The organism is Jiangella gansuensis DSM 44835, from assembly GCF_000515395.1.
Lineage (GTDB): Bacteria > Actinomycetota > Actinomycetes > Jiangellales > Jiangellaceae > Jiangella > Jiangella gansuensis.
In genome coordinates this window covers 4893333-4913275 of the sequence record NZ_KI911782.1, presented here as the reverse complement: position 1 = coordinate 4913275, position 19943 = coordinate 4893333, and the positions used below count along the sequence as shown (strand labels likewise).

The 19943-nt window shown below is 68.1% G+C and carries 33 protein-coding genes and 1 pseudogene; all 34 read left to right on the top strand.

The genetic code is table 11. The annotated features are described in order from the left end of the window. Window positions 1-106: 106 nt before the first annotated feature. The 34 genes and pseudogenes from tuf (at window position 107) to truA (ending at window position 19932) form a co-directional block, all read left to right on the top strand. On the top strand, window positions 107-1303 hold the full coding sequence (tuf, locus tag JIAGA_RS0123200; RefSeq protein WP_026877499.1) for an elongation factor Tu: 1197 nt from the start codon (window positions 107-109) through the stop codon (window positions 1301-1303). A gap of 475 nt (window positions 1304-1778) precedes the next feature. Then, window positions 1779-2087 (top strand): 30S ribosomal protein S10, encoded by a 309-nt coding sequence (gene rpsJ / locus JIAGA_RS0123195; protein WP_026877498.1) that lies wholly within the window; start codon window positions 1779-1781, stop codon window positions 2085-2087. 14 nt (window positions 2088-2101) lie between these two features. Further along, complete coding sequence (gene rplC / locus JIAGA_RS0123190; protein ID WP_035812891.1) at window positions 2102-2776, top strand: 50S ribosomal protein L3; 675 nt, start codon at window positions 2102-2104, stop codon at window positions 2774-2776. Further along, complete coding sequence (gene rplD / locus JIAGA_RS0123185; RefSeq protein ID WP_026877496.1) at window positions 2773-3438, top strand: 50S ribosomal protein L4; 666 nt, start codon at window positions 2773-2775, stop codon at window positions 3436-3438. The genes rplC and rplD overlap by 4 nt, the downstream gene beginning before the upstream one ends. Beyond that, on the top strand, window positions 3435-3740 hold the full coding sequence (gene rplW / locus JIAGA_RS0123180) for a 50S ribosomal protein L23 (protein ID WP_026877495.1): 306 nt from the start codon (window positions 3435-3437) through the stop codon (window positions 3738-3740). Before rplD ends, rplW begins: the two co-directional genes overlap by 4 nt. A gap of 40 nt (window positions 3741-3780) precedes the next feature. After that, window positions 3781-4617: a 50S ribosomal protein L2 gene (gene rplB, locus JIAGA_RS0123175; RefSeq protein WP_026877494.1), complete on the top strand. Its 837-nt coding sequence runs from the start codon at window positions 3781-3783 to the stop codon at window positions 4615-4617. A 17-nt stretch (window positions 4618-4634) separates the two neighbouring features. Beyond that, window positions 4635-4916, top strand: a complete 282-nt coding sequence (gene rpsS, locus JIAGA_RS0123170) for a 30S ribosomal protein S19 (RefSeq protein WP_026877493.1) — start codon at window positions 4635-4637, stop codon at window positions 4914-4916. Window positions 4917-4949: 33 nt separating this feature from the next. Next, window positions 4950-5315, top strand: coding sequence for a 50S ribosomal protein L22 (rplV, locus tag JIAGA_RS0123165; protein WP_026877492.1), 366 nt, complete (start codon window positions 4950-4952; stop codon window positions 5313-5315). After that, the gene (gene rpsC / locus JIAGA_RS0123160; RefSeq protein WP_026877491.1) at window positions 5315-6151 is read left to right on the top strand and encodes a 30S ribosomal protein S3; all 837 of its coding nucleotides are present in this window, start codon (window positions 5315-5317) and stop codon (window positions 6149-6151) included. Before rplV ends, rpsC begins: the two co-directional genes overlap by 1 nt. A gap of 4 nt (window positions 6152-6155) precedes the next feature. After that, complete coding sequence (gene rplP / locus JIAGA_RS0123155; RefSeq protein ID WP_026877490.1) at window positions 6156-6575, top strand: 50S ribosomal protein L16; 420 nt, start codon at window positions 6156-6158, stop codon at window positions 6573-6575. After that, the gene (gene rpmC, locus JIAGA_RS36260; RefSeq protein ID WP_026877489.1) at window positions 6575-6919 is read left to right on the top strand and encodes a 50S ribosomal protein L29; all 345 of its coding nucleotides are present in this window, start codon (window positions 6575-6577) and stop codon (window positions 6917-6919) included. Before rplP ends, rpmC begins: the two co-directional genes overlap by 1 nt. Before the next feature lie 23 nt (window positions 6920-6942). After that, entirely contained in the window at window positions 6943-7236 is a 294-nt protein-coding gene (gene rpsQ, locus JIAGA_RS35820; RefSeq protein ID WP_026877488.1) for a 30S ribosomal protein S17, read from the top strand. Window positions 7237-7243: 7 nt separating this feature from the next. Further along, entirely contained in the window at window positions 7244-7612 is a 369-nt protein-coding gene (gene rplN, locus JIAGA_RS0123140) for a 50S ribosomal protein L14 (RefSeq protein WP_026877487.1), read from the top strand. Beyond that, entirely contained in the window at window positions 7609-7953 is a 345-nt protein-coding gene (rplX, locus tag JIAGA_RS0123135) for a 50S ribosomal protein L24 (protein ID WP_342673669.1), read from the top strand. Before rplN ends, rplX begins: the two co-directional genes overlap by 4 nt. Then, window positions 7953-8522, top strand: coding sequence for a 50S ribosomal protein L5 (rplE, locus tag JIAGA_RS0123130; RefSeq protein WP_026877485.1), 570 nt, complete (start codon window positions 7953-7955; stop codon window positions 8520-8522). The genes rplX and rplE overlap by 1 nt, the downstream gene beginning before the upstream one ends. A 1-nt stretch (window position 8523) precedes the next feature. After that, window positions 8524-8709: a type Z 30S ribosomal protein S14 gene (locus JIAGA_RS0123125; protein WP_026877484.1), complete on the top strand. Its 186-nt coding sequence runs from the start codon at window positions 8524-8526 to the stop codon at window positions 8707-8709. Between the two features lie 128 nt (window positions 8710-8837). After that, on the top strand, window positions 8838-9245 hold the full coding sequence (rpsH, locus tag JIAGA_RS0123120; RefSeq protein WP_026877483.1) for a 30S ribosomal protein S8: 408 nt from the start codon (window positions 8838-8840) through the stop codon (window positions 9243-9245). 19 nt (window positions 9246-9264) lie between these two features. After that, window positions 9265-9804, top strand: coding sequence for a 50S ribosomal protein L6 (gene rplF / locus JIAGA_RS0123115; protein WP_026877482.1), 540 nt, complete (start codon window positions 9265-9267; stop codon window positions 9802-9804). Window positions 9805-9806: 2 nt separating this feature from the next. Further along, on the top strand, window positions 9807-10190 hold the full coding sequence (gene rplR / locus JIAGA_RS0123110) for a 50S ribosomal protein L18 (RefSeq protein ID WP_035812888.1): 384 nt from the start codon (window positions 9807-9809) through the stop codon (window positions 10188-10190). A 78-nt stretch (window positions 10191-10268) separates the two neighbouring features. Further along, on the top strand, window positions 10269-10889 hold the full coding sequence (rpsE, locus tag JIAGA_RS0123105) for a 30S ribosomal protein S5 (protein WP_026877480.1): 621 nt from the start codon (window positions 10269-10271) through the stop codon (window positions 10887-10889). Further along, a pseudogene (rpmD, locus tag JIAGA_RS31895) lies at window positions 10886-11065 on the top strand (50S ribosomal protein L30); the annotation flags it as partial. The gene rpsE and the pseudogene rpmD, both read left to right, overlap by 4 nt. A 47-nt stretch (window positions 11066-11112) precedes the next feature. Next, window positions 11113-11562 carry a 50S ribosomal protein L15 gene (gene rplO / locus JIAGA_RS0123095; RefSeq protein ID WP_026877479.1) on the top strand — a complete coding sequence of 150 codons (450 nt, stop codon included), beginning with the start codon at window positions 11113-11115 and terminating at the stop codon, window positions 11560-11562. 161 nt (window positions 11563-11723) lie between these two features. Continuing rightward, window positions 11724-13028 carry a preprotein translocase subunit SecY gene (gene secY / locus JIAGA_RS0123090; RefSeq protein WP_026877478.1) on the top strand — a complete coding sequence of 435 codons (1305 nt, stop codon included), beginning with the start codon at window positions 11724-11726 and terminating at the stop codon, window positions 13026-13028. Further along, window positions 13025-13603: an adenylate kinase gene (locus JIAGA_RS0123085; RefSeq protein WP_026877477.1), complete on the top strand. Its 579-nt coding sequence runs from the start codon at window positions 13025-13027 to the stop codon at window positions 13601-13603. Before secY ends, JIAGA_RS0123085 begins: the two co-directional genes overlap by 4 nt. An 18-nt stretch (window positions 13604-13621) precedes the next feature. Continuing rightward, window positions 13622-14428, top strand: coding sequence for a type I methionyl aminopeptidase (map, locus tag JIAGA_RS0123080; RefSeq protein ID WP_026877476.1), 807 nt, complete (start codon window positions 13622-13624; stop codon window positions 14426-14428). Between the two features lie 73 nt (window positions 14429-14501). Then, entirely contained in the window at window positions 14502-14948 is a 447-nt protein-coding gene (locus JIAGA_RS0123075) for a DUF1707 SHOCT-like domain-containing protein (RefSeq protein ID WP_084470000.1), read from the top strand. 226 nt (window positions 14949-15174) lie between these two features. Further along, window positions 15175-15396 (top strand): translation initiation factor IF-1, encoded by a 222-nt coding sequence (infA, locus tag JIAGA_RS0123070; RefSeq protein WP_026877474.1) that lies wholly within the window; start codon window positions 15175-15177, stop codon window positions 15394-15396. Window positions 15397-15465: 69 nt separating this feature from the next. Then, on the top strand, window positions 15466-15579 hold the full coding sequence (gene rpmJ / locus JIAGA_RS0123065; RefSeq protein WP_015883600.1) for a 50S ribosomal protein L36: 114 nt from the start codon (window positions 15466-15468) through the stop codon (window positions 15577-15579). Window positions 15580-15776: 197 nt separating this feature from the next. Further along, window positions 15777-16154 carry a 30S ribosomal protein S13 gene (gene rpsM, locus JIAGA_RS0123060; RefSeq protein ID WP_026877473.1) on the top strand — a complete coding sequence of 126 codons (378 nt, stop codon included), beginning with the start codon at window positions 15777-15779 and terminating at the stop codon, window positions 16152-16154. A 91-nt stretch (window positions 16155-16245) separates the two neighbouring features. Continuing rightward, window positions 16246-16644: a 30S ribosomal protein S11 gene (rpsK, locus tag JIAGA_RS0123055; RefSeq protein WP_026877472.1), complete on the top strand. Its 399-nt coding sequence runs from the start codon at window positions 16246-16248 to the stop codon at window positions 16642-16644. A gap of 32 nt (window positions 16645-16676) precedes the next feature. Next, window positions 16677-17282 (top strand): 30S ribosomal protein S4, encoded by a 606-nt coding sequence (gene rpsD, locus JIAGA_RS0123050; protein ID WP_026877471.1) that lies wholly within the window; start codon window positions 16677-16679, stop codon window positions 17280-17282. A 91-nt stretch (window positions 17283-17373) separates the two neighbouring features. Continuing rightward, entirely contained in the window at window positions 17374-18387 is a 1014-nt protein-coding gene (locus tag JIAGA_RS0123045) for a DNA-directed RNA polymerase subunit alpha (RefSeq protein WP_026877470.1), read from the top strand. Window positions 18388-18415: 28 nt separating this feature from the next. Then, window positions 18416-19009 (top strand): 50S ribosomal protein L17, encoded by a 594-nt coding sequence (gene rplQ, locus JIAGA_RS36255; RefSeq protein WP_026877469.1) that lies wholly within the window; start codon window positions 18416-18418, stop codon window positions 19007-19009. A 20-nt stretch (window positions 19010-19029) separates the two neighbouring features. Continuing rightward, window positions 19030-19932, top strand: coding sequence for a tRNA pseudouridine(38-40) synthase TruA (truA, locus tag JIAGA_RS0123035; protein ID WP_051426428.1), 903 nt, complete (start codon window positions 19030-19032; stop codon window positions 19930-19932). The last annotated feature ends 11 nt before the right edge of the window (window positions 19933-19943 follow it).

The following is a 19943-nucleotide window of genomic DNA, read 5'->3' as shown; positions in this document are numbered from 1 at the left end:
TTCGGCCCGCTGCACCATCGAGAGAACCCGACCAGAACCAGACAGCCGAACACACCGCACAGCGGGGAGTCGGCAACGTACGAAGTCCCAACAGGAGGACCCCACAGTGGCTAAGGCGAAGTTCGAGCGGAACAAGCCGCACGTCAACATCGGCACCATCGGTCACGTCGACCACGGCAAGACCACTCTGACGGCTGCCATCACCAAGGTGCTGCACGAGAAGTATCCGGCGCTGAACGAGGCGACGCCGTTCGACGACATCGACAAGGCCCCGGAAGAGAAGCAGCGCGGCATCACCATCAACATCGCGCACGTGGAGTACCAGACGGAGAAGCGTCACTACGCTCACGTCGACGCTCCCGGTCACGCCGACTACATCAAGAACATGATCACCGGCGCGGCGCAGATGGACGGTGCGATCCTCGTGGTGGCCGCCACCGACGGCCCGATGCCGCAGACCAAGGAGCACGTCCTGCTGGCCCGTCAGGTCGGTGTGCCGTACATCCTGGTGGCGTTGAACAAGGCCGACATGGTCGACGACGAGGAGATCCTGGAGCTCGTCGAGCTCGAGGTCCGCGAGCTGCTCTCGGAGTACGAGTTCCCGGGCGACGACGTCCCCGTCATCAAGGTCTCGGCGCTGAAGGCGCTCGAGGGCGACGCTGAGTGGGTCAAGTCGGTCGAGGACCTCATGGAGGCCGTCGACGAGAACGTGCCGGACCCGGTGCGTGACACCGACAAGCCGTTCCTGATGCCGATCGAGGACGTCTTCACCATCACCGGCCGCGGCACCGTCGTGACCGGTCGTGTGGAGCGCGGTGTGCTGAAGGCCAACGAGGAGGTCGAGCTCGTCGGCATCCGTCCGGGCCCGGGCCAGAAGACCACGGTCACCGCGGTCGAGATGTTCCGGAAGACCCTGGACGAGGCGCGGGCCGGTGAGAACGTCGGTCTGCTCCTGCGTGGTACCAAGCGCGAGGACGTCGAGCGCGGCATGGTGGCCGTGAAGCCGGGCACTAACACCCCGCACACCAACTTCGAGGCGCAGGTCTACATCCTGTCCAAGGACGAGGGTGGCCGTCACACGCCGTTCTTCAACAACTACCGTCCGCAGTTCTACTTCCGGACCACGGACGTCACCGGCGTCGTCACGCTGCCCGAGGGCACCGAGATGGTCATGCCGGGCGACAACACCAGCATGTCCGTCGAGCTGATCCAGCCGGTGGCCATGGACGAGGGCCTGAAGTTCGCCATCCGCGAGGGTGGCCGGACCGTTGGTGCCGGTAACGTCACCAAGATCCTCAAGTAGTAACGCAGCGAGGGGCGGCCGTTCCGGTCGCCCCTCGCTTCGCAGTCCAGTTCAGAAGTCGGGTCATGCAAGGGTCGCGAACTCTCTCCGGTCGACATCGGGCCGGACCGAGCGCTCAGGTGGACCTCCGGCCCACCGTCGCCCGTCGGTTTCTTGCATGACCCTCCAGGATTGGCTCCAGCCAATCTGATCTGGCATACTGTTCAGGTTGCTCGGCGGAGGGCGACGTCTGCACCATGCGTGCTCCGGCCCGGTCAGAGAACCGGGCCCGGTGACGAAGAACTCCGAAGGGTCGGCAGTGCCCGCCAAGGGCGTGGCCGGACCGGCCGTCAAACCCCGATGACCAGCGTGTAAGCCGCATGTGCGGTGCGCTCAAAAGCGCGACACGCCCGACCGCGGGGGTCGGCGGAGCAGCAGCTCAGTGTTGGTTCAGATCGGGTCTTAGCAGTACGAAGAGTGAGGACGACAAGCAGCCATGGCGGGACAGAAGATCCGCATCCGGCTCAAGGCCTATGACCACGAGGTCATCGACACGTCGGCGCGGAAGATCGTCGACACGGTGACGCGCACGGGTGCGCAGGTCGCAGGCCCGGTGCCGCTGCCTACCGAGAAGAACGTGTACTGCGTCATCCGGTCGCCGCACAAGTACAAGGACAGCCGCGAGCACTTCGAGATGCGTACGCACAAGCGGCTCATCGACATCATCGACCCCACGCCGAAGACGGTTGACTCGCTCATGCGTCTCGACCTGCCGGCCGGCGTCGACATCGAGATCAAGCTCTAAGGGACGCGTCAGCGATGACTACTCAAACGACTGGAGCGCCACAGCGTGTCGTTCGCGGCCTGCTCGGCGAGAAGCTCGGCATGACCCAGGTGTGGGACGAGAACAACCGCATCGTCCCCGTCACCGTGGTCAAGGCCGGGCCGTGCGTCGTGACGCAGGTCCGCACGCCGGACACCGACGGCTACGACGCGGTCCAGCTCGGGTTCGGCGCGCCCAACCCGCGCAAGGTCACCAAACCCGCCCAGGGTCACTTCGACAAGGCGGGCGTGACGCCGCGCCGACACATCGCCGAGCTGCGCACCTCGGACGCGTCCGAGTACACGCTCGGCCAGGAGGTGACGGTGGAGGTGTTCGAGGCCGGCCAGGAGGTCGACATCACGGGCACGTCCAAGGGCAAGGGCTTCGCCGGTGTGATGAAGCGCCACGGCTTCGGCGGTCTGCGCGCCTCGCACGGTGTGCAGCGCAAGCACCGCTCGCCGGGCTCCATCGGCGGCTGCGCGACCCCGGGTCGCGTGTTCAAGGGCCAGCGCATGGCCGGTCGGATGGGCGCTGAGCGGGTCACCACTCAGAACGTCGCCATCCAGGCCGTCGACGCCGAGAAGGGCCTGTTGCTGCTCAAGGGCGCCGTCCCCGGCCCGAACGGCGGTCTGGTCTTCGTCCGCACGGCTTCGAAGGGAGCGGCCAAGTGAGCACCGTTGACGTTCTCGACGTCGCTGGCAAGAAGGCCGGCACTGTCGAGCTCCCCGCGTCGGTCTTCGAGGTCCAGGTCAACGTGCCGTTGATCCACCAGGTCGTGGTGGCTCAGCTGGCCGCGGCCCGTCAGGGCACGCACTCCACGAAGACCCGGGCCGAGGTGTCCGGCGGTGGCGCCAAGCCGTACCGCCAGAAGGGCACCGGCCGGGCCCGCCAGGGTTCCATCCGTGCGCCGCAGTTCACCGGTGGTGGCGTGGTGCACGGCCCGCAGCCGCGTAACTACGCACAGCGGACCCCGAAGAAGATGAAGGCCGCGGCGCTTCGCGGTGCGCTGTCCGACCGGGCCTCGCACGGCCGCGTCCACGTGGTCACCGGCATCGTCGACGGCGAGACGCCGAACACCAAGGCGGCGCTCAAGACCCTCGCCGCGCTGACCGAGCGCAAGAACGTCCTGGTGGTCGTCGAGCGCGGTGACGAGCTCGCGGTGAAGAGCCTGCGCAACGCGCCGCAGGTGCACCTGCTCGTCGCCGACCAGCTCAACACCTACGACGTGCTGTGCGCCGACGATGTCGTCTTCACCCAGGGTGCCCTGGACGCGTTCCTGGGCGGCACCCAGCAGGACGCAGCTACCACGTCGACGGGGGAGGACGCCAAGTGAGCACCATCCGCAAGGATCCGCGCGACATCCTCATCGTGCCGGTCGTCTCCGAGAAGAGCTACGGCCTGCTCGACGAGAACAAGTACACCTTCGTCGTCGCCCCCGACGCCAACAAGACCGAGATCAAGATCGCGGTCGAGAAGGTGTTCAACGTGAAGGTCACCGGCGTGAACACGCAGAACCGTCAGGGCAAGCGTCGCCGCACGCGCTTCGGCGTGGGCAAGCGGCCGGACACCAAGCGGGCCATCGTGACGGTCGCCGAGGGTCAGCGCATCGACATCTTCTCCGGCCCGGTCGGCTGACGGCCGGCCGAACGGACACGAGTTACCGAGGTTACGACGAATGGCAATCCGAAAGTACAAGCCGACGACACCGGGCCGGCGTGGCTCCAGCGTCGCCGACTTCGTCGAGGTCACCCGGTCCACGCCGGAGAAGTCGCTGGTACGGCCGCTGCCCAAGAAGGGCGGGCGCAACAACTCCGGCCGGATCACCACGCGACACCAGGGTGGCGGGCACAAGCGTCAGTACCGGGTCATCGACTTCCGCCGGGCCGACAAGGACGGCGTGCCGGCGAAGGTCGCGCACATCGAGTACGACCCGAACCGCACCTCGCGAATCGCGCTGCTGCACTACGCCGACGGCGAGAAGCGCTACATTCTCGCCCCCTACCGGCTGGCCCAGGGTGCCCTGGTCGAGGCGGGTCCCTCCGCCGACATCAAGCCCGGTAACAACCTGCCGTTGCGCAACATCCCGGTCGGTACCGTCATCCACGCCATCGAGCTGCGGCCCGGCGGCGGCGCGAAGATCGCCCGGTCCGCCGGCGCCAGCGTCCAGCTGGTCGCCAAGGAGGGCACCTGGGCGCAGCTGCGTATGCCCTCCGGTGAGATCCGCAACGTCGACGTGCGCTGCCGCGCCACCGTCGGCGAGGTCGGCAACGCCGAGCAGTCGAACATCAACTGGGGCAAGGCCGGCCGGATGCGCTGGAAGGGCAAGCGCCCGTCCGTGCGTGGTGTCGCCATGAACCCGGTCGACCACCCGCACGGTGGTGGTGAAGGTAAGACCTCCGGTGGACGCCACCCGGTCAACCCGAACGGCCGGCCCGAGGGTCGGACCCGCCGGAAGAACAAGCCCAGTGACCGTCAGATCGTCCGCCGCCGCAAGACCGGCAAGAAGCGCTGAGTCGGGAGTCAGAACAGATGCCGCGCAGCCTGAAGAAGGGCCCCTTCGTCGACGAGCACCTGGCCAAGAAGGTCGATGCTCAGAACGAGAAGGGCACCAAGAACGTCATCAAGACCTGGTCCCGTCGCTCGATGATCGTGCCGGACATGATCGGCCACACCATCGCGGTGCACGACGGCCGCAAGCACGTCCCGGTGTTCGTCACCGAGGCGATGATCGGCCACAAGCTCGGCGAGTTCGCGCCGACGCGCACGTTCAAGGGCCACGAGAAGGACGACCGCCGCGCCCGTCGCCGGTGACGTCCACCACGAAGTGACAGCTGAGGAGTAACGATGGAAGCCAGGGCTCAAGCGCGGTTCGTCCGCGTCACGCCCAGCAAGGCGCGCCGTGTGGTGGACCTGATCCGTGGCATGGACGCGGACGAGGCGTCGGCATTGCTGCAGTTCGCGCCGCAGGCCGCCGCCGTCCCGGTGCGCAAGGTGCTGGAGAGCGCGATCGCCAACGCCGATGACCTCGCCGGTACTCCGCGCGAGACGCTCGTCATCGCGCAGGTCTTCGTCGACGACGGTCCGACCATGAAGCGGTTCCGCCCCCGGGCGCACGGCCGCGCCAGCCGCATCAACAAGCGGACTTGCCACATCACGGTGATCGTCGACGACAAGGCGTCGCTCGCCGCAGCGAAGGGAGGGGCCCGCTAGTGGGTCAGAAGATCAACCCGCACGGGTTCCGGCTCGGCGTTTCCACCGACCACAAGAGCCGGTGGTTCGCCGACAGCACCACCAAGGGTCAGCGCTACCGCGACTACATCGCCGAGGACGTGGCGATCCGCAAGCTGATGACCGAAGGCATGGAGCGCGCCGGCATCTCGCACGTCGACATCGAGCGCACTCGCGACCGCGTCCGCGTCGACATCCACACCGCCCGGCCGGGCATCGTCATCGGCCGCCGTGGCGTGGGTGCTGACCGGCTGCGTTCGGAGCTGGAGAAGCTCACCGGCAAGCAGGTCCAGATGAACGTCCTCGAGGTGAAGCAGCCCGAGATCAACGCTCAGCTGGTGGCGCAGGGTGTGGCCGAGCAGCTCAGCGCACGTGTGGCGTTCCGCCGCGCGATGCGCAAGGCGCTGCAGACCACCATGCGCGCCGGCGCCAAGGGCGTACGGATCCAGTGCTCGGGCCGTCTGGGCGGCGCGGAGATGAGCCGGTCGGAGTTCTACCGCGAGGGCCGGGTGCCGCTGCACACGCTGCGCGCGGACGTCGACTACGGCTTCTACGAGGCCCGCACCACCTTCGGCCGGATCGGCGTGAAGGTGTGGATCTACAAGGGTGACGTGAGCGGCTCGCGCGCCGAGCGCGCTGCCGAGCAGGCCGCACAGGCCCGTGCTCAGCAGGGCCAGCGCCGCCGTCCGGAGCGTCGTCGGCCGGGTGGCCGCGGTGGTGAGCGCACCGACGCTCCCGCCGCCGCGCCGGCCGAGGCTCCCGCGTCCGAGGCACCGGTGGCCGAGGCTCCTGCCGCCAGCACCGGACAGGAAGGTTGAGACCATGCTGATCCCTCGCAAGGTGAAGCACCGTAAGCAGCACCACCCGAAGCGGCGGGGCATGGCCAAGGGCGGCACGTCCCTGGCGTTCGGCGAGTACGGCATCCAGGCGGTCGAGGGCCACTACGTGACCAACCGCCAGATCGAGGCGGCTCGTATCGCCATCACCCGGCACATCCGCCGTGGCGGCAAGGTGTGGATCAACATCTACCCGGACCGTCCGCTGACCAAGAAGCCGGCCGAGACCCGCATGGGTTCCGGTAAGGGTTCGCCGGAGTGGTGGATCGCCAACGTCAAGCCGGGCCGGGTCATGTTCGAGCTGTCCTACCCGAACGAGACGGTGGCTCGCGAGGCTCTCACGCGCGCGATCCACAAGCTCCCGATGAAGGCTCGCATCGTTTCGCGCGAGGCAGGTGAAGTGTGATGGCGATCGGTTCGAAGAACCTGGACGCCGCGTCGTTGCGTGAGCGCTCCGACGAAGAACTCGTCGAGGAGCTCGGCAAGGCCAAGGAGTCGCTGTTCAACCTGCGGTTCCAGGGCGCCACGGGTCAGCTGGAGAGCCATGGACGGCTCAAGGCTGTCCGGCGGGACATCGCTCGGATCTACACGGTGATGCGTGAGCGCGAGCTCGGCATCGTCGCGGTCGTTCCGGTCGACAAGGCCGAGAAGGCGAAGCCGTCGAAGGCCGAAGCCGACACGGAGAAGAAGGCAGCTCCGAAGCGGGCCGCCAAGAAGGCCGCCGCCTCTAGTGAGGACGGTGCCGAGTGAGCCCCGCGAACAAGGAAGAGAACGTGAACCAGAGCACCGATACCCAGCAGGGAAAGGCGCCGGCTGGCCGCGGCTACCGGAAGACCCGGCAGGGCCTGGTGGTCAGCGACAAGATGGACAAGACCGTGGTCGTGTCCGTCGAGGACCGGTTCAAGCACCCGCTGTACGGCAAGGTCGTGCGCCGGTCCAGCAAGCTGAAGGCCCACGACGAGCAGAACGCCGCCGGCATCGGCGACCGCGTGCTGGTCATGGAGACCCGTCCGCTGTCGGCCACGAAGCGCTGGCGCGTCGTGGAGATCCTCGAGAAGGCGAAGTAGGAGCGAGATGATTCAGCAGGAGTCGCGACTGCGCGTCGCCGACAACACCGGTGCCAAGGAACTCTTGTGCATCCGTGTTCTCGGTGGCTCCGGTCGGCGATACGCCGGAATCGGGGACGTCATCGTGGCGACCGTCAAAGACGCCATCCCGGGCGGGAACGTGAAGAAGGGTGACGTCGTCAAGGCCGTGGTCGTGCGGACCGTGAAGGAGCGCCGCCGTCCGGACGGCTCCTACATCCGCTTCGACGAGAACGCGGCGGTCATCATCAGGGACGGCGGCGACCCGCGCGGCACCCGCATCTTCGGGCCCGTCGGCCGTGAGCTCCGCGAGAAGCGCTTCATGCGCATCATCTCGCTCGCTCCGGAGGTGTTGTGAGCATGAAGATCAAGAAGGGTGACAAGGTCGTCGTCATCGCCGGCAAGGACAAGGGCCTGGTCGGCAAGGTGATCGCGGCTTACCCGCGCGACGAGCGGGTGCTGGTGGAGGGTGTCAACCGCATCACCAAGCACACGAAGCCGACTCAGACCGCCCGCGGCACGCAGCAGTCCGGCGGGATCGTGCACCAGGAGGCGCCGATCCACGTGTCGAACGTGCAGCTGGCCGTGGAGGCCGACGTCGACGGCAAGAAGAAGACGGTGGGGACCCGCGTCGGGTACCGCATCGACGACAACGGCAACAAGGTCCGGTACGCGAAGCGCACCGGTGAGGACATCTGATGACCACCACCACTGAGACCCGCGCGTTGCCGCGGCTCAAGCAGCGCTACCGCGAGGAGATCGTGTCGGCGCTGCGTGAGCAGTTCGACATCGCGAACATCATGCAGGTGCCCACGGTGACCAAGGTCGTCGTCAACATGGGTGTCGGCGAGGCTGCTCGTGACGCGAAGCTGATCGAGGGCGCCGTCGCCGACCTGTCGGCCATCACCGGCCAGCGGCCGTCGGTCACCAAGGCCCGCAAGTCCATCGCGCAGTTCAAGCTGCGCGAGGGCATGCCGATCGGCGCGCACGCGACGCTGCGCGGCGACCGTATGTGGGAGTTCCTGGACCGCCTGGTGACCATCGCGCTGCCCCGTATCCGGGACTTCCGTGGCCTGTCGGGCAAGCAGTTCGACGGCAACGGCAACTACACGTTCGGTCTCAACGAGCAGTCCATGTTCCACGAGATCAACCAGGACCGGATCGACCGGGTGCGCGGCATGGACATCACGGTCGTCACCACGGCAACCAACGACGAGCAGGGTCGGGCGCTGCTGAAGCTGCTTGGCTTCCCGTTCAAGGAGAACTGACGTGGCCAAGAAGGCGCTCATCAACAAGTCCCAGCGCAAGCCGAAGTTCGGCGTGCGTGCGTACACGCGGTGCCAGAAGTGCGGCCGTCCGCACTCGGTGTACCGCAAGTTCGGCCTGTGCCGTGTCTGCCTTCGCCAGATGGCGCACCGCGGCGAACTGCCGGGCGTGACGAAATCTAGCTGGTAGTTCGGCCAAGCTGGTAACCCGCCACGCTTGACAGGCGGCCAGACCCATCGGATCGTCACAGGTCCGCCGGAGCCGGGGATCGAACCCGGTGACGCGGAAACCACGACGGGAAAGCGGCAACCACACACATGACCATGACCGACCCGATCGCAGACATGCTCACCCGTCTGCGCAACGCCAACTCGGCGCACCACGACACCGTGGCGATGCCGCACAGCAAGATCAAGGTGCACATCGCCGAGATCCTCAAGCAGCAGGGATACATCGCGGGCTTCTCCGTGCAGGAGCCGGCCGAGGGTGCCGTCGGCAAGACCCTCGAGCTGACCCTGAAGTACGGGCCGTCCCGTGAGCGCTCGATCGCCGGTATCCGGCGAGTGAGCAAGCCGGGTCTGCGGGTCTATGCCAAGGCCACCAACATGCCGAAGGTTCTCGGTGGGCTGGGCGTCGCCATCATCTCGACGTCGCAAGGCCTGCTGACGGGCCAGGCGGCTGCCAAGCAGGGCGTGGGCGGGGAAGTCCTCGCCTACGTCTGGTGACGGGAAAGGAGCCAGATCAATGTCGCGTATCGGCAAGCTCCCGATCCCGGTGCCTTCGGGCGTCGAGGTCACGGTCGAAGGCCGTGCTCTCACGGTCAAGGGGCCGAAGGGCACGCTGAACCACACCCTGCCCGACGTCATCGACGTCGAGCGGTCCGACGACGGCACGCTTGAGGTGCGCCGTCCTGACGACGAGCGCGAGAGCAGGGCGCTGCACGGCCTGACCCGGACTCTGGTGGCCAACATGGTCACCGGCGTGACCGAGGGCTACGTGAAGAAGCTCGAGATCGTCGGCGTCGGCTACCGGGTCACGGCCAAGGGCCAGAACCTGGAGTTCGCGCTCGGCTTCAGCCACCCGGTCGTCGTCGAGCCGCCGGAGGGCATCACCTTCGCCGTCGAGTCGCCGACCAAGTTCGCGGTGCAGGGCATCGACAAGCAGAAGGTCGGCGAGATCGCCGCGAACATCCGCAAGATCCGCAAGCCGGAGCCGTACAAGGGCAAGGGCGTGCGCTACGAAGGCGAGCGCGTGCGGCGCAAGGTCGGAAAGGCTGGTAAGTAGGCATGGGCATCGCGATCAACCAACGCGTCCGCAAGGGCGACAAGGCCGCGGCGCGCAACCGCCGGCACCTGCGGGTGCGGAAGAAGATCTCCGGCACCGCCGAGCGTCCCCGTCTGGTCGTCAGCCGGTCGCTGCGGCACATGGTGGCCCAGGTGGTGGACGACACCACTGGCCGGACGCTCGCGTCGGCCACCAGCATGGAGGCCGACCTGCGGACGCTCGACGGCGACAAGACGGCCAAGGCGCGCAAGGTGGGCGAGCTGATCGCCGACCGCGCCAAGGCGGCAGGTGTCGAGTCGGTCGTGTTCGATCGAGCCGGCAACCAGTACCACGGCCGGGTGGCCGCGGTGGCGGAGGGCGCCCGCGAGGGCGGCCTGAAGCTCTGAGGACTGCGACCAAGAAATTTCCGGCCTCGACTGAGAAGCGTGTCTCGGCCGGAGAACTCGAGAGGATAGAGGGACATCATGGCTGAACCCCAGCGCCGCGGTGGCGGTGCCGGTGGCGAGCGCCGCGATCGTCGTGACCGTCGCGATCGCGACAACCGTCGCGGCGACGGCGGTGCGGACAAGACCAACTACATCGAGACCGTGGTCGCCATCAACCGCGTCGCCAAGGTCGTGCAGGGTGGCCGGCGCTTCAGCTTCACCGCCCTGGTCGTCGTCGGCGACGGCGACGGCACGGTCGGCGTCGGCTACGGCAAGGCCAAGGAGGTGCCCTCGGCCATCGCCAAGGGTGTCGAGGAGGCCAAGAAGCAGTTCTTCAAGGTGCCCCGGATCCAGGGGACCATCCCGCACCCGGTCCAGGGTGAGAAGGCCGCCGGCGTGGTGCTGCTGCGCCCGGCCTCGCCCGGTACCGGTGTGATCGCCGGTGGTCCGGTCCGTGCGGTCCTGGAGGCTGCCGGCGTCCACGACGTGCTGAGCAAGTCGCTCGGCTCGTCGAACGCGATCAACATCGTGCACGCGACGGTCGAGGCGCTGCGGTCGCTGGAGCGTCCGGAGCAGGTAGCCGCACGGCGCGGTCTGCCGGTCGAGGACGTCGCGCCGGCGGCGCTGCTGCGTGCTCAGGCTGCGGGGGTGTCGGGGTGAGCGGCAAGCTGAAGGTCCGGCAGGTCAAGAGCCAGATCGGCGGCAACCAGTCGCAGCGCGAGACGCTTCGTTCGCTGGGCCTGCGCCGAATCGGGCACGAGGTCATCAAGGACGACCGTCCCGAGATCAGGGGCATGGTCCGGACGGTGGCGCACCTTGTCACGGTCGAAGCAATCTCCTCCGCTGAGACCGAAGATGTACAGCAGAGGAGGCCGAAGAACTAATGGGCAACTCGCCGTTGAAGCCGCACCACCTGCGGCCCGCCCCGGGCGCCAAGACCGCCAAGACCCGCGTGGGTCGTGGTGAGGCGTCGAAGGGCAAGACGGCCGGGCGCGGTACGAAGGGCACGAAGGCCCGGTACCAGGTCCCGGCGGGCTTCGAGGGTGGTCAGCTGCCGCTGCACATGCGGCTGCCGAAGCTCAAGGGGTTCAAGAACCCGTTCCGCGTCGAGTTCCAGGTGGTCAACCTGGACAAGCTCGCGGCCCTGTACCCGGAGGGCGGGGACGTCACCGTCGACGACCTCGTGGCCAAGGGTGCTGTGCGGTCCGGGAAGCCGGTCAAGGTCCTCGGCACCGGTGACATCTCCGTTGCGCTGCGAGTGAACGTGAACGCGTTCTCCGCTACCGCCAAGGAGAAGATCACCGCTGCTGGCGGCACCGTCACCGAACTCTAAGGTTCGCGTCGCCGGCGGACCGGCGGTTCACGAAGGCGCGCTGCGGTCCACCGGGCCGCAGGCGCCTTCGTCCGTCGGCCAGGAGCGGTGTTAACGTCTAGTCCGTCCGTACCACCCGTGCCGGCATCGACCTCGCCGTCGGTCACGCAGGAGGCCCTGAAGTGCTCAGAGTGTTCGCGCAGGCATTCCGTACCCCAGACCTGCGCCAGAAACTGTTGTTCACGCTGGGCATCCTCGCGATCTTCCGCGTCGGCTCGGTCCTGCCCACACCTGGTGTCGACGTGCCGGCCGTGCGCACGTGTGTCGACCTTGCGGGCAACGAGGGCATCTACGGGATGCTCAACCTGTTCTCCGGCGGTGCGATGCTGCAGCTGGCGGTCTTCGCCCTCGGCATCATCCCGTACATCACGGCCAGCATCATCCTGCAGCTGCTGACAGTGGTGATCCCACGCATCGAGGCGCTGCGCAAGGAGGGCGCCTCCGGTCAGGCGCAGATCACGCAGTACACGCGGTACCTGACCATCGGCCTGGCGCTGCTGCAGTCGACCACCATCGTGACGCTCGCCCGCCGCGGGCAGTTCTTCCCGAACTGTCCCGAAGAGGTGTTGCACGACGACTCGCTGGCCACCGCCGCCATCATGATCATCACGATGACGGCCGGTACCGGCGTGGTGATGTGGCTGGGCGAGCTCATCACCGACCGGGGCGTCGGCAACGGCATGTCGCTGCTGATCTTCACCCAGATCGTCGCCAGCGTGCCGAGCCTGTTCTGGAGCGTCCAGACCAGCCGGGGCTGGGGCATCTTCGGCCTGGTGCTCGTGGTCGCGCTCATCGTGGTCGCGCTCATTGTCTTCGTCGAACAGGCACAGCGGCGCATCCCGGTGCAGTACGCGAAACGCATGGTCGGCAGGCGCATGTACGGCGGCTCGGCCACGTACATCCCGCTCAAGATCAACCAGGCGGGTGTCATCCCGGTCATCTTCGCCTCGTCCCTGCTCTACATCCCGCTGCTGGCCTCGCAGTTCAACCAGACGTCCGGCTGGGCGCTGTGGATCCAGGACAACTTCACCGCCGGCACGCACCCGCTGTACATCGCCTTCTATTTCCTGCTCATCGTCGGGTTCGCGTTCTTCTACGTGTCCATCACGTTCAACCCGAAGGACATCTCCGACAACATGAAGCGCTACGGCGGCTTCGTGCCGGGCATCCGCGCCGGCCGGGCCACCGAGGAGTACCTGGCCTACGTGCTCAACCGCATCACGTCGGCCGGCGCCATCTACCTGGCTCTGGTGGCACTGTTGCCACTCTTGGCGTTCAACGTGCTCAACCCGGCCGACGGCGGCCAGTCGTTCAACAACATGTTCGGTGGCACCAGCATCCTGATCATGGTGGGTGTCGGCCTGCAGACCGTGCAGCAGATCGAGAGCCAGCTGCAGCAGCGCAACTATGAGGGGTTCCTGCGGTGACCAGGCTTCTGATCATGGGCCCGCCGGGCGCGGGCAAAGGTACCCAGGCCGAGCTCGTGGCCAAGCGCTTCGGCGTGCCGGCCATCTCGACCGGTGACATCTTCCGCGCCAACATCGCGGCCCAGACGCCGCTGGGCGTCGAGGTGAAGAAGTACATCGACGGTGGCGAGTACGTGCCGGACGAGCTCACGAACGACCTCGTCCGCGACCGGCTGGCCGAGCCCGACGCCGCCGAGGGCTTCCTGCTGGACGGCTTCCCGCGCACGCTGTCGCAGGTCGAGTTCCTCGACCAGACGCTGGCCTCGCAGGGCACCGAACTCGACCACGTCATCGTCCTCACGGTCGACGTCGACGAGGTCGTGAAGCGCCTGCACAAGCGCGCGGTGGAGGAAGGCCGCACCGATGACAGCGAAGAGGTCATCCGGCGCCGCCAGGAGGTCTACCTGGAGCAGACCGCGCCCCTGATCGCCGTCTACCGCGACCGCGGCCTGGTCTTCGAGGTCGAAGGTCTGGGCAGCGTCGAGGAGGTCGCGGCACGGGTGGCCGACGCCATCTCCCAGCCGCCCCAGCACTGATCTGGCAGGTGGCGTGCGGTGATCGAGATCAAGACGCCGGCCGAGCTCGACGGCATGCGCGCCGCCGGGCTGGTGGTCGCTGAGATCCACGAGGCGATGCGCGCGGCCATCGTGCCGGGTGCGACGCCGCTGGATCTGGACGCCATCGCCCGGCGCGAGCTGGCCGCACGCGGCGCCACGTCGAACTTCCTCGGCTATCACGGCTTCCCGGCGACGGTGTGCGTGTCCGTCAACGACGTGGTCGTGCACGGCATCCCGGACGCCCTCCCCTTCCGCGAGGGCGACATCGTTTCGCTGGACTTCGGCGCGGTGCTGGACGGCTGGCACGGCGACGCCGCGGTGACGGTGGCCGTGGGTGAGGTGCCGGAGCAGGTCGCCAAGCTGATCGCCGACTGCGAGGACGCCCTGTGGGCCGGCATCGCCGCCATGCGGGCCGGCCGGCGCGTGCGCGACATCGGCACCGCCGTCGAGAAGTGCATCGTGTCGCGCGGCGAGTACGGCATCGTCGAGGAGTACGGCGGGCACGGCATCGGCACCGCCATGCACCAGGATCCCCACGTCATGAACTACCGGACCCGGCAGCGCGGTCCGAAACTCGTTCCCGGCATGTGCCTGGCGGTCGAGCCGATGATCACCCTCGGCGGGCCCGAGACGCACGTCCTCGACGACGACTGGACCGTCAAGACCGACGACGGCTCGTGGGCCGCGCACGTCGAGCACAGCATCGCGATCACGCCGGACGGCCCGTGGGTGCTGACCGCCCGCGACGGTGGCGCGGCCCGGCTGTCGGCGATGGGTGTCGACACCCCGGCGACGGTGCGCTGACCTCGGGGGGTCAGGGGGCATTCGGGGGTTACCCCGATAGGCATCCGGCCGGAAGCGGCGGATACTTGGGGGCATGGCCGAGCGGTTCGAGATGCGTGCGAGTGACGCCGACCGCGATCGCATCGCGGAGATCCTTCGAGACGCCCACGGCGAGGGGCGGCTCGACCAGGACGAGTTGATGGCCCGGGTCGAGGCGACCTACGCGGCCAGGACGTACCGTGACCTCGACCGGCTCATCAACGATCTGCCGGTGCGGCGGTCGCCGGCGGCCGGGCTGGTGCGGCCGGTGTCGGCACCCCCGCAGCAGCGCCCGAGCCTGGGGCGGCGTGCCGGGCGCGGCGTGCTCACTGCCGCGTGGTGGTTCTACGGCATCGTGGTGGCCATCAACCTCATGGTGTGGCTCTTCGTCAGTATCGGTACCGGGGGCCCGGAGTACTTCTGGCCGATCTGGGTGGCCGGCCCCTGGGGCATGACCCTGGGCCTGCTCGAGCTGGCGTATCGTTCCAGCGGGCGGCGCTGACACCGCTGGCGCGTCGGCTTGGCTGAGTCGATTGGCGCCTGATAGGCCGGGTGACGTACAATCGTTCGTCGGCCCACTGTGGTCTGTTTCGTTGTGCCCGCGGCTGGTCGGTTCCGTTCACGGAGCCGGCAGGGCGAACGTGACAGCTCGCCGCCCGTCCCCACGGACTTCTGGCGGTGGTGCGCGCCGAAGCGACGGACGAGAAGACCGAAGAAGTGCGGAGGATATGCCGAAGAAGGACGGGGTCATCGAGATCGAGGGCACGGTCACCGAGGCTCTCCCGAACGCCATGTTCCGGGTCGAGCTCTCGAACGGCCACAAGGTGCTCGCCCACATTTCAGGCAAGATGCGCCAGCACTACATCCGGATCCTCCCCGAGGACCGCGTGGTGGTGGAGCTGAGCCCGTACGACTTGACCCGCGGTCGCATCGTCTACCGCTACAAGTAACCGCTGACAACAGATGCCGGCTCGGCAGTGTTTGCCACGCTCTCGGCATACGTCCACGAAAGAGTCCCGATGAAGGTCAAGCCGAGCGTCAAGCCGATCTGCGACAAGTGCAAGGTGATCCGCCGTCACGGCCGGGTCATGGTGATCTGCGAGAACCTGCGGCACAAGCAGCGTCAGGGCTGATCAGCACCTGCTCGCCCGACCACAACTGAATACCTCAGGACAACGCACCTGCACCCCGAGTGGCCCGACGCGCCGGCAACGGCGCTGACGGCGGCGCGGGAGCACCCCCGGGCGGAGGCCGGGGCTCGACGGCGAATCTGCCGGCCCGAGACGCGGTGCGCCAGACACCTCCGCGAACGACAGTGAGGACCAACCGCATGGCACGCCTCGTCGGCGTCGACCTCCCGCGCGACAAGCGCCTGGAGGTAGCACTCACCTACATCTTCGGCATCGGCCGTACCCGAGCGCTGGAGACTCTGAAGAACACCGGCGTCAGCCCTGACGTCCGCGTCAAGGATCTCGGTGACGAGGAGCTGGTCAAGCTCCGCGACTGGATCGAGTCCAACTACCAGATCGAGGGCGACCTGCGCCGCGAGGTGCAGGGCGACATCCGTCGCAAGATCGAGATCGGTAGCTACCAGGGCATCCGGCACCGCCGCGGGCTCCCGGTCCGGGGTCAGCGCACGCACACCAATGCCCGTACCCGCAAGGGTCGGAAGAAGACCGTCGCCGGCAAGAAGAAGGCCGGTAAGTGAGCCTGAGTAGTTCGGCGTCGAGTGACGCCGGCCAGGTTTCGGTCGGGCATCGCTGACCTCAGACAGACTTTCGGACAGGAGTACCGCACACATGCCACCAGCCAAGGGTCGTCAGACCAAGGTGCGCCGCAAGGAGAAGAAGAACGTCGCTCACGGCGTGGCGCACATCAAAAGCACGTTCAACAACACCATCGTTTCGATCACCGACCCGCAGGGCAACGTGATCGCGTGGGCCAGCGCCGGCCAGGTCGGCTTCAAGGGCTCGCGTAAGTCGACGCCGTTCGCCGCGCAGATGGCCGCCGAGGCGGCCGCCCGTCGTGCTCAGGAGCACGGCATGCGCAAGGTCGACGTGTTCGTCAAGGGTCCGGGTTCGGGCCGGGAGACCGCGATTCGCTCGCTGCAGGCCGTGGGCCTCGAGGTCGGGTCCATTTCGGACGTGACCCCGCAGGCGCACAACGGCTGCCGCCCGCCGAAGCGCCGTCGCGTCTGACCCCGACCCACCCTGCGAGGAGATAAGCCACCATGGCCCGTTACACCGGTCCACTCACGAAGAAGTCGCGCCGGCTCGGCGTCGACCTGATCGGCGCGGACAAGGCGTACGAACGCCGTCCGTACCCGCCCGGCCAGCACGGCCGCGGCCGGCAGAAGGAGAGCGAGTACCGCCTCCAGCTGCACGAGAAGCAGAAGGCTCGTTACACGTACGGCGTGCTGGAGAAGCAGTTCCGCCGCTACTACGAGGAAGCCAACCGGCGTCAGGGCCGCACCGGCGACGTGCTGCTGCAGCTGCTGGAGTCGCGGCTGGACAACGTCGTCTACCGGGCCGGCCTGGCTCGCACCCGCCGGCACGCCCGCCAGCTGGTCGTCCACGGCCACTTCCTGGTGAACGGCCGCAAGGTCAACGTGCCGTCCTACCAGGTCGCGCTCCACGACGTCATCGACGTGCGGGACAAGTCCAAGGAGACCACCCCGTTCATCATCGCGCGCGAGACACACGGCGAGCGTCCGGTGCCGGCGTGGCTCGAGGTCATCCCGAACCAGATGCGCGTGCTGGTTCACCAGCTCCCGTCCCGGCAGCAGATCGACACGCCGGTGCAGGAGCAGCTCATCGTCGAGTTCTACTCGAAGTAACCCCGAGGCCGTGGCCGGACGAGTTCGCCGGCCACGGCCATCCGCCTAGTCGCGACAGTCATATAGCGGGCGTCGCGGAGAGGAAGTCATCGTGCTCATCACCCAGCGTCCGAGCCTCAGCGAGGAGTCCATCTCCGACGAGCGCGCTCGGTTCACCATCGAGCCGCTCGAGCCGGGCTTCGGCTACACGCTCGGCAACTCGCTGCGCCGGACCCTGCTGTCGTCCATCCCCGGTGCGGCGATCACCTCGATCCGCATCGACGGAGTGCTGCACGAGTTCACGACCATTCCGGGTGTGAAGGAGGACGTCACCGACGTCATCCTCAACCTGAAGGGTCTCGTCGTGTCGTCGGAGCATGACGAGCCTGTGGTCATGTACCTGCGCAAGCAGGGCCCGGGTGCGGTCACCGCCGCCGACATCGCGCCGCCGGCCGGTGTCGAGGTGCACAACCCGGATCTGCACATCGCCACCCTCAACGGCAAGGGCAAGCTGGAGATGGAGCTGACCGTCGAGCGCGGTCGCGGCTACGTCTCCGCCGTGCAGAACAAGCGCGCCGACGCCGAGATCGGCCGGATCCCGGTCGACTCGATCTACTCGCCGGTGCTGAAGGTGACGTACAAGGTCGAGGCGACCCGGGTCGAGGGCCGCACCGACTTCGACCGGCTCATCGTCGACGTCGAGACCAAGCCGTCGATCCGGCCGCGGGACGCCCTCGCCTCCGCCGGCAGCACCCTGGTGGAGCTGTTCGGGCTGGCGCGGGAGCTCAACGTCGAGGCCGAGGGCATCGAAATCGGCCCGTCGCCGGTTGACGCGCAGCTGGCCGCCGACCTGGCGCTGCCGATCGAGGACCTTCAGCTCACGGTCCGTTCGTACAACTGCCTCAAGCGTGAGGGCATCCACACCGTGGGTGAGCTCGTCTCCCGCAGCGAGGCCGACCTGCTCGACATCCGCAACTTCGGCCAGAAGTCGATCGACGAGGTCAAGGCCAAGCTCGTGACGATGGGCCTGGGCCTCAAGGACAGCGCTCCGGGCTTCGACCCGGCCGCGGCCGTCGACAGCTACGGCGACGACGACCAGTCCTTCGCCGAGGACGAGCAGTACTGACCGACACCCACACAGGAGAACGATCACCATGCCCACCCCCACCAAGGGTGCTCGTCTGGGCGGCTCGCCGTCTCACCAGCGCGCGATTCTCGCCAACCTGGCGACGGCGCTGTTCGAGCACGGCCGCATCACCACCACAGAGGCCAAGGCTCGTCGGCTGCGCCCGGTGGCCGAGCGACTGATCACCAAGGCAAAGCGTGGCGACCTGCACGCGCGCCGGCAGGTGCTCAGCACCATCCGCGACAAGGACATCGTGCACGTCCTGTTCTCGGAGATCGGTCCCCGCTACGAGAACCGCAACGGCGGGTACACCCGGATCGTGAAGATCGGTCCGCGGAAGGGCGACAACGCTCCGATGGCCGTCATCGAGCTGGTCGAGCCGCTGGCCGAGCAGGTCGTGGCGGAGGCGACGGGCGCGACCCGGCGGGCCGCATCGACGGCTGCTCCGGCTGCCACCGCCGATGTCACCGACGCGCCTGCCGACGCAGCGACGACCGAGTCCACGTCGTCGGTGGCCGCGGTCGACGAGGCCGCCGGCTCGGAGGAATCCGCCGAGGACACCGCCGAGAGCGCTGACACGACCGCGGAGGACGACGCCGAGGGCCAGGCCGACAAGGCCTGAGCCTTCGCACCGTCATCACCATGCAGCCCGTCGATTCCGAGGGAATCGACGGGCTGCTGCGTGTCCGGCTCGACCTGGCGTATGAGGGCACAGACTTCTCCGGCTGGGCGACGCAGCCTGGGCGGCGCACCGTCCAGGGCGTCCTGGAGGAGGCGCTGGGCCGGGTGTTGCGGATCGAGCCGCCGCGGCTCACCGTCGCCGGGCGTACCGACGCGGGGGTGCATGCACGTGGCCAGGTCTGCCACGTCGACCTGCCGGTTGCCGCGTGGGATGCGGTCCCGGGGCGGTCGGACCGCCCGCCCGAGCTTGCGCTGCTGCGCCGGCTGGCGGGGGTGCTGCCGCCGGATGTCCGAGTGCACGGGGTGTCCGTGGCGCCGGACGGGTTCGACGCCCGGTTCGCGGCGATCTGGCGCCGCTACCGGTACCGGGTCGCGGACACGCCCTTCGGTGCCGACCCGCTGCTGCGTCGGCACGTGCTCTGGCACGACCGCCCGCTGGACGTGGAGGCGATGAACCTCGCCGCCGCCGGCCTGCTCGGTGAGCACGACTTCGCCGCCTACTGCCGGCCGAGGGAGGGCGCCACCACGATCCGCGAGCTGCGCACCCTGCGGTGGCAACGCCGCGCCGACGGCGTGGTGACGGCCATGGTGGAGGCCGATGCGTTCTGTCACAACCAGGTGCGGGCGATGGTGGGTGCGCTGTTGCTCGTGGGCGACGGGCGTCGTCCGGTCGACTGGCCGGCGACGGTGCTGTCCGGAGGCCGACGGGACCCGGGTGTCGGCGTCGTCGCACCGCATGGCCTGACCCTGGAGGCCGTCGGGTATCCGCCGGACGGCGACCTGGCCGCGCGAGCCCGCACCGCCCGGGCCGTACGCACGCCGCGAAGCGATGGGTCAACCCCCAGAACTGGGGGACATCCCTGAGGGAAAACGCG

What these genes read in the sequence shown, in the direction of transcription:
- rplR (WP_035812888.1), top strand. Translation starts at nt 9,807, where the DNA reads ATGGGCATCGCGATCAACCAACGCGTCCGCAAGGGCGACAAGGCCGCG.
- rplE (WP_026877485.1), top strand. Translation starts at nt 7,953, where the DNA reads ATGACCACCACCACTGAGACCCGCGCGTTGCCGCGGCTCAAGCAGCGC.
- JIAGA_RS0123075 (WP_084470000.1), top strand. Translation starts at nt 14,502, where the DNA reads ATGGCCGAGCGGTTCGAGATGCGTGCGAGTGACGCCGACCGCGATCGC.
- rpmJ (WP_015883600.1), top strand. Translation starts at nt 15,466, where the DNA reads ATGAAGGTCAAGCCGAGCGTCAAGCCGATCTGCGACAAGTGCAAGGTG.
- infA (WP_026877474.1), top strand. Translation starts at nt 15,175, where the DNA reads ATGCCGAAGAAGGACGGGGTCATCGAGATCGAGGGCACGGTCACCGAG.
- rpsM (WP_026877473.1), top strand. Translation starts at nt 15,777, where the DNA reads ATGGCACGCCTCGTCGGCGTCGACCTCCCGCGCGACAAGCGCCTGGAG.
- rplP (WP_026877490.1), top strand. Translation starts at nt 6,156, where the DNA reads ATGCTGATCCCTCGCAAGGTGAAGCACCGTAAGCAGCACCACCCGAAG.
- rpsK (WP_026877472.1), top strand. Translation starts at nt 16,246, where the DNA reads ATGCCACCAGCCAAGGGTCGTCAGACCAAGGTGCGCCGCAAGGAGAAG.
- truA (WP_051426428.1), top strand. Translation starts at nt 19,030, where the DNA reads ATGCAGCCCGTCGATTCCGAGGGAATCGACGGGCTGCTGCGTGTCCGG.
- rplF (WP_026877482.1), top strand. Translation starts at nt 9,265, where the DNA reads ATGTCGCGTATCGGCAAGCTCCCGATCCCGGTGCCTTCGGGCGTCGAG.
- rplN (WP_026877487.1), top strand. Translation starts at nt 7,244, where the DNA reads ATGATTCAGCAGGAGTCGCGACTGCGCGTCGCCGACAACACCGGTGCC.
- rpsH (WP_026877483.1), top strand. Translation starts at nt 8,838, where the DNA reads ATGACCATGACCGACCCGATCGCAGACATGCTCACCCGTCTGCGCAAC.
- rplO (WP_026877479.1), top strand. Translation starts at nt 11,113, where the DNA reads ATGGGCAACTCGCCGTTGAAGCCGCACCACCTGCGGCCCGCCCCGGGC.
- rplB (WP_026877494.1), top strand. Translation starts at nt 3,781, where the DNA reads ATGGCAATCCGAAAGTACAAGCCGACGACACCGGGCCGGCGTGGCTCC.
- rpsE (WP_026877480.1), top strand. Translation starts at nt 10,269, where the DNA reads ATGGCTGAACCCCAGCGCCGCGGTGGCGGTGCCGGTGGCGAGCGCCGC.
- rpmC (WP_026877489.1), top strand. Translation starts at nt 6,575, where the DNA reads ATGGCGATCGGTTCGAAGAACCTGGACGCCGCGTCGTTGCGTGAGCGC.
- rplV (WP_026877492.1), top strand. Translation starts at nt 4,950, where the DNA reads ATGGAAGCCAGGGCTCAAGCGCGGTTCGTCCGCGTCACGCCCAGCAAG.
- rplC (WP_035812891.1), top strand. Translation starts at nt 2,102, where the DNA reads ATGACTACTCAAACGACTGGAGCGCCACAGCGTGTCGTTCGCGGCCTG.
- rpsS (WP_026877493.1), top strand. Translation starts at nt 4,635, where the DNA reads ATGCCGCGCAGCCTGAAGAAGGGCCCCTTCGTCGACGAGCACCTGGCC.
- rpsJ (WP_026877498.1), top strand. Translation starts at nt 1,779, where the DNA reads ATGGCGGGACAGAAGATCCGCATCCGGCTCAAGGCCTATGACCACGAG.
- rplQ (WP_026877469.1), top strand. Translation starts at nt 18,416, where the DNA reads ATGCCCACCCCCACCAAGGGTGCTCGTCTGGGCGGCTCGCCGTCTCAC.
- rpsD (WP_026877471.1), top strand. Translation starts at nt 16,677, where the DNA reads ATGGCCCGTTACACCGGTCCACTCACGAAGAAGTCGCGCCGGCTCGGC.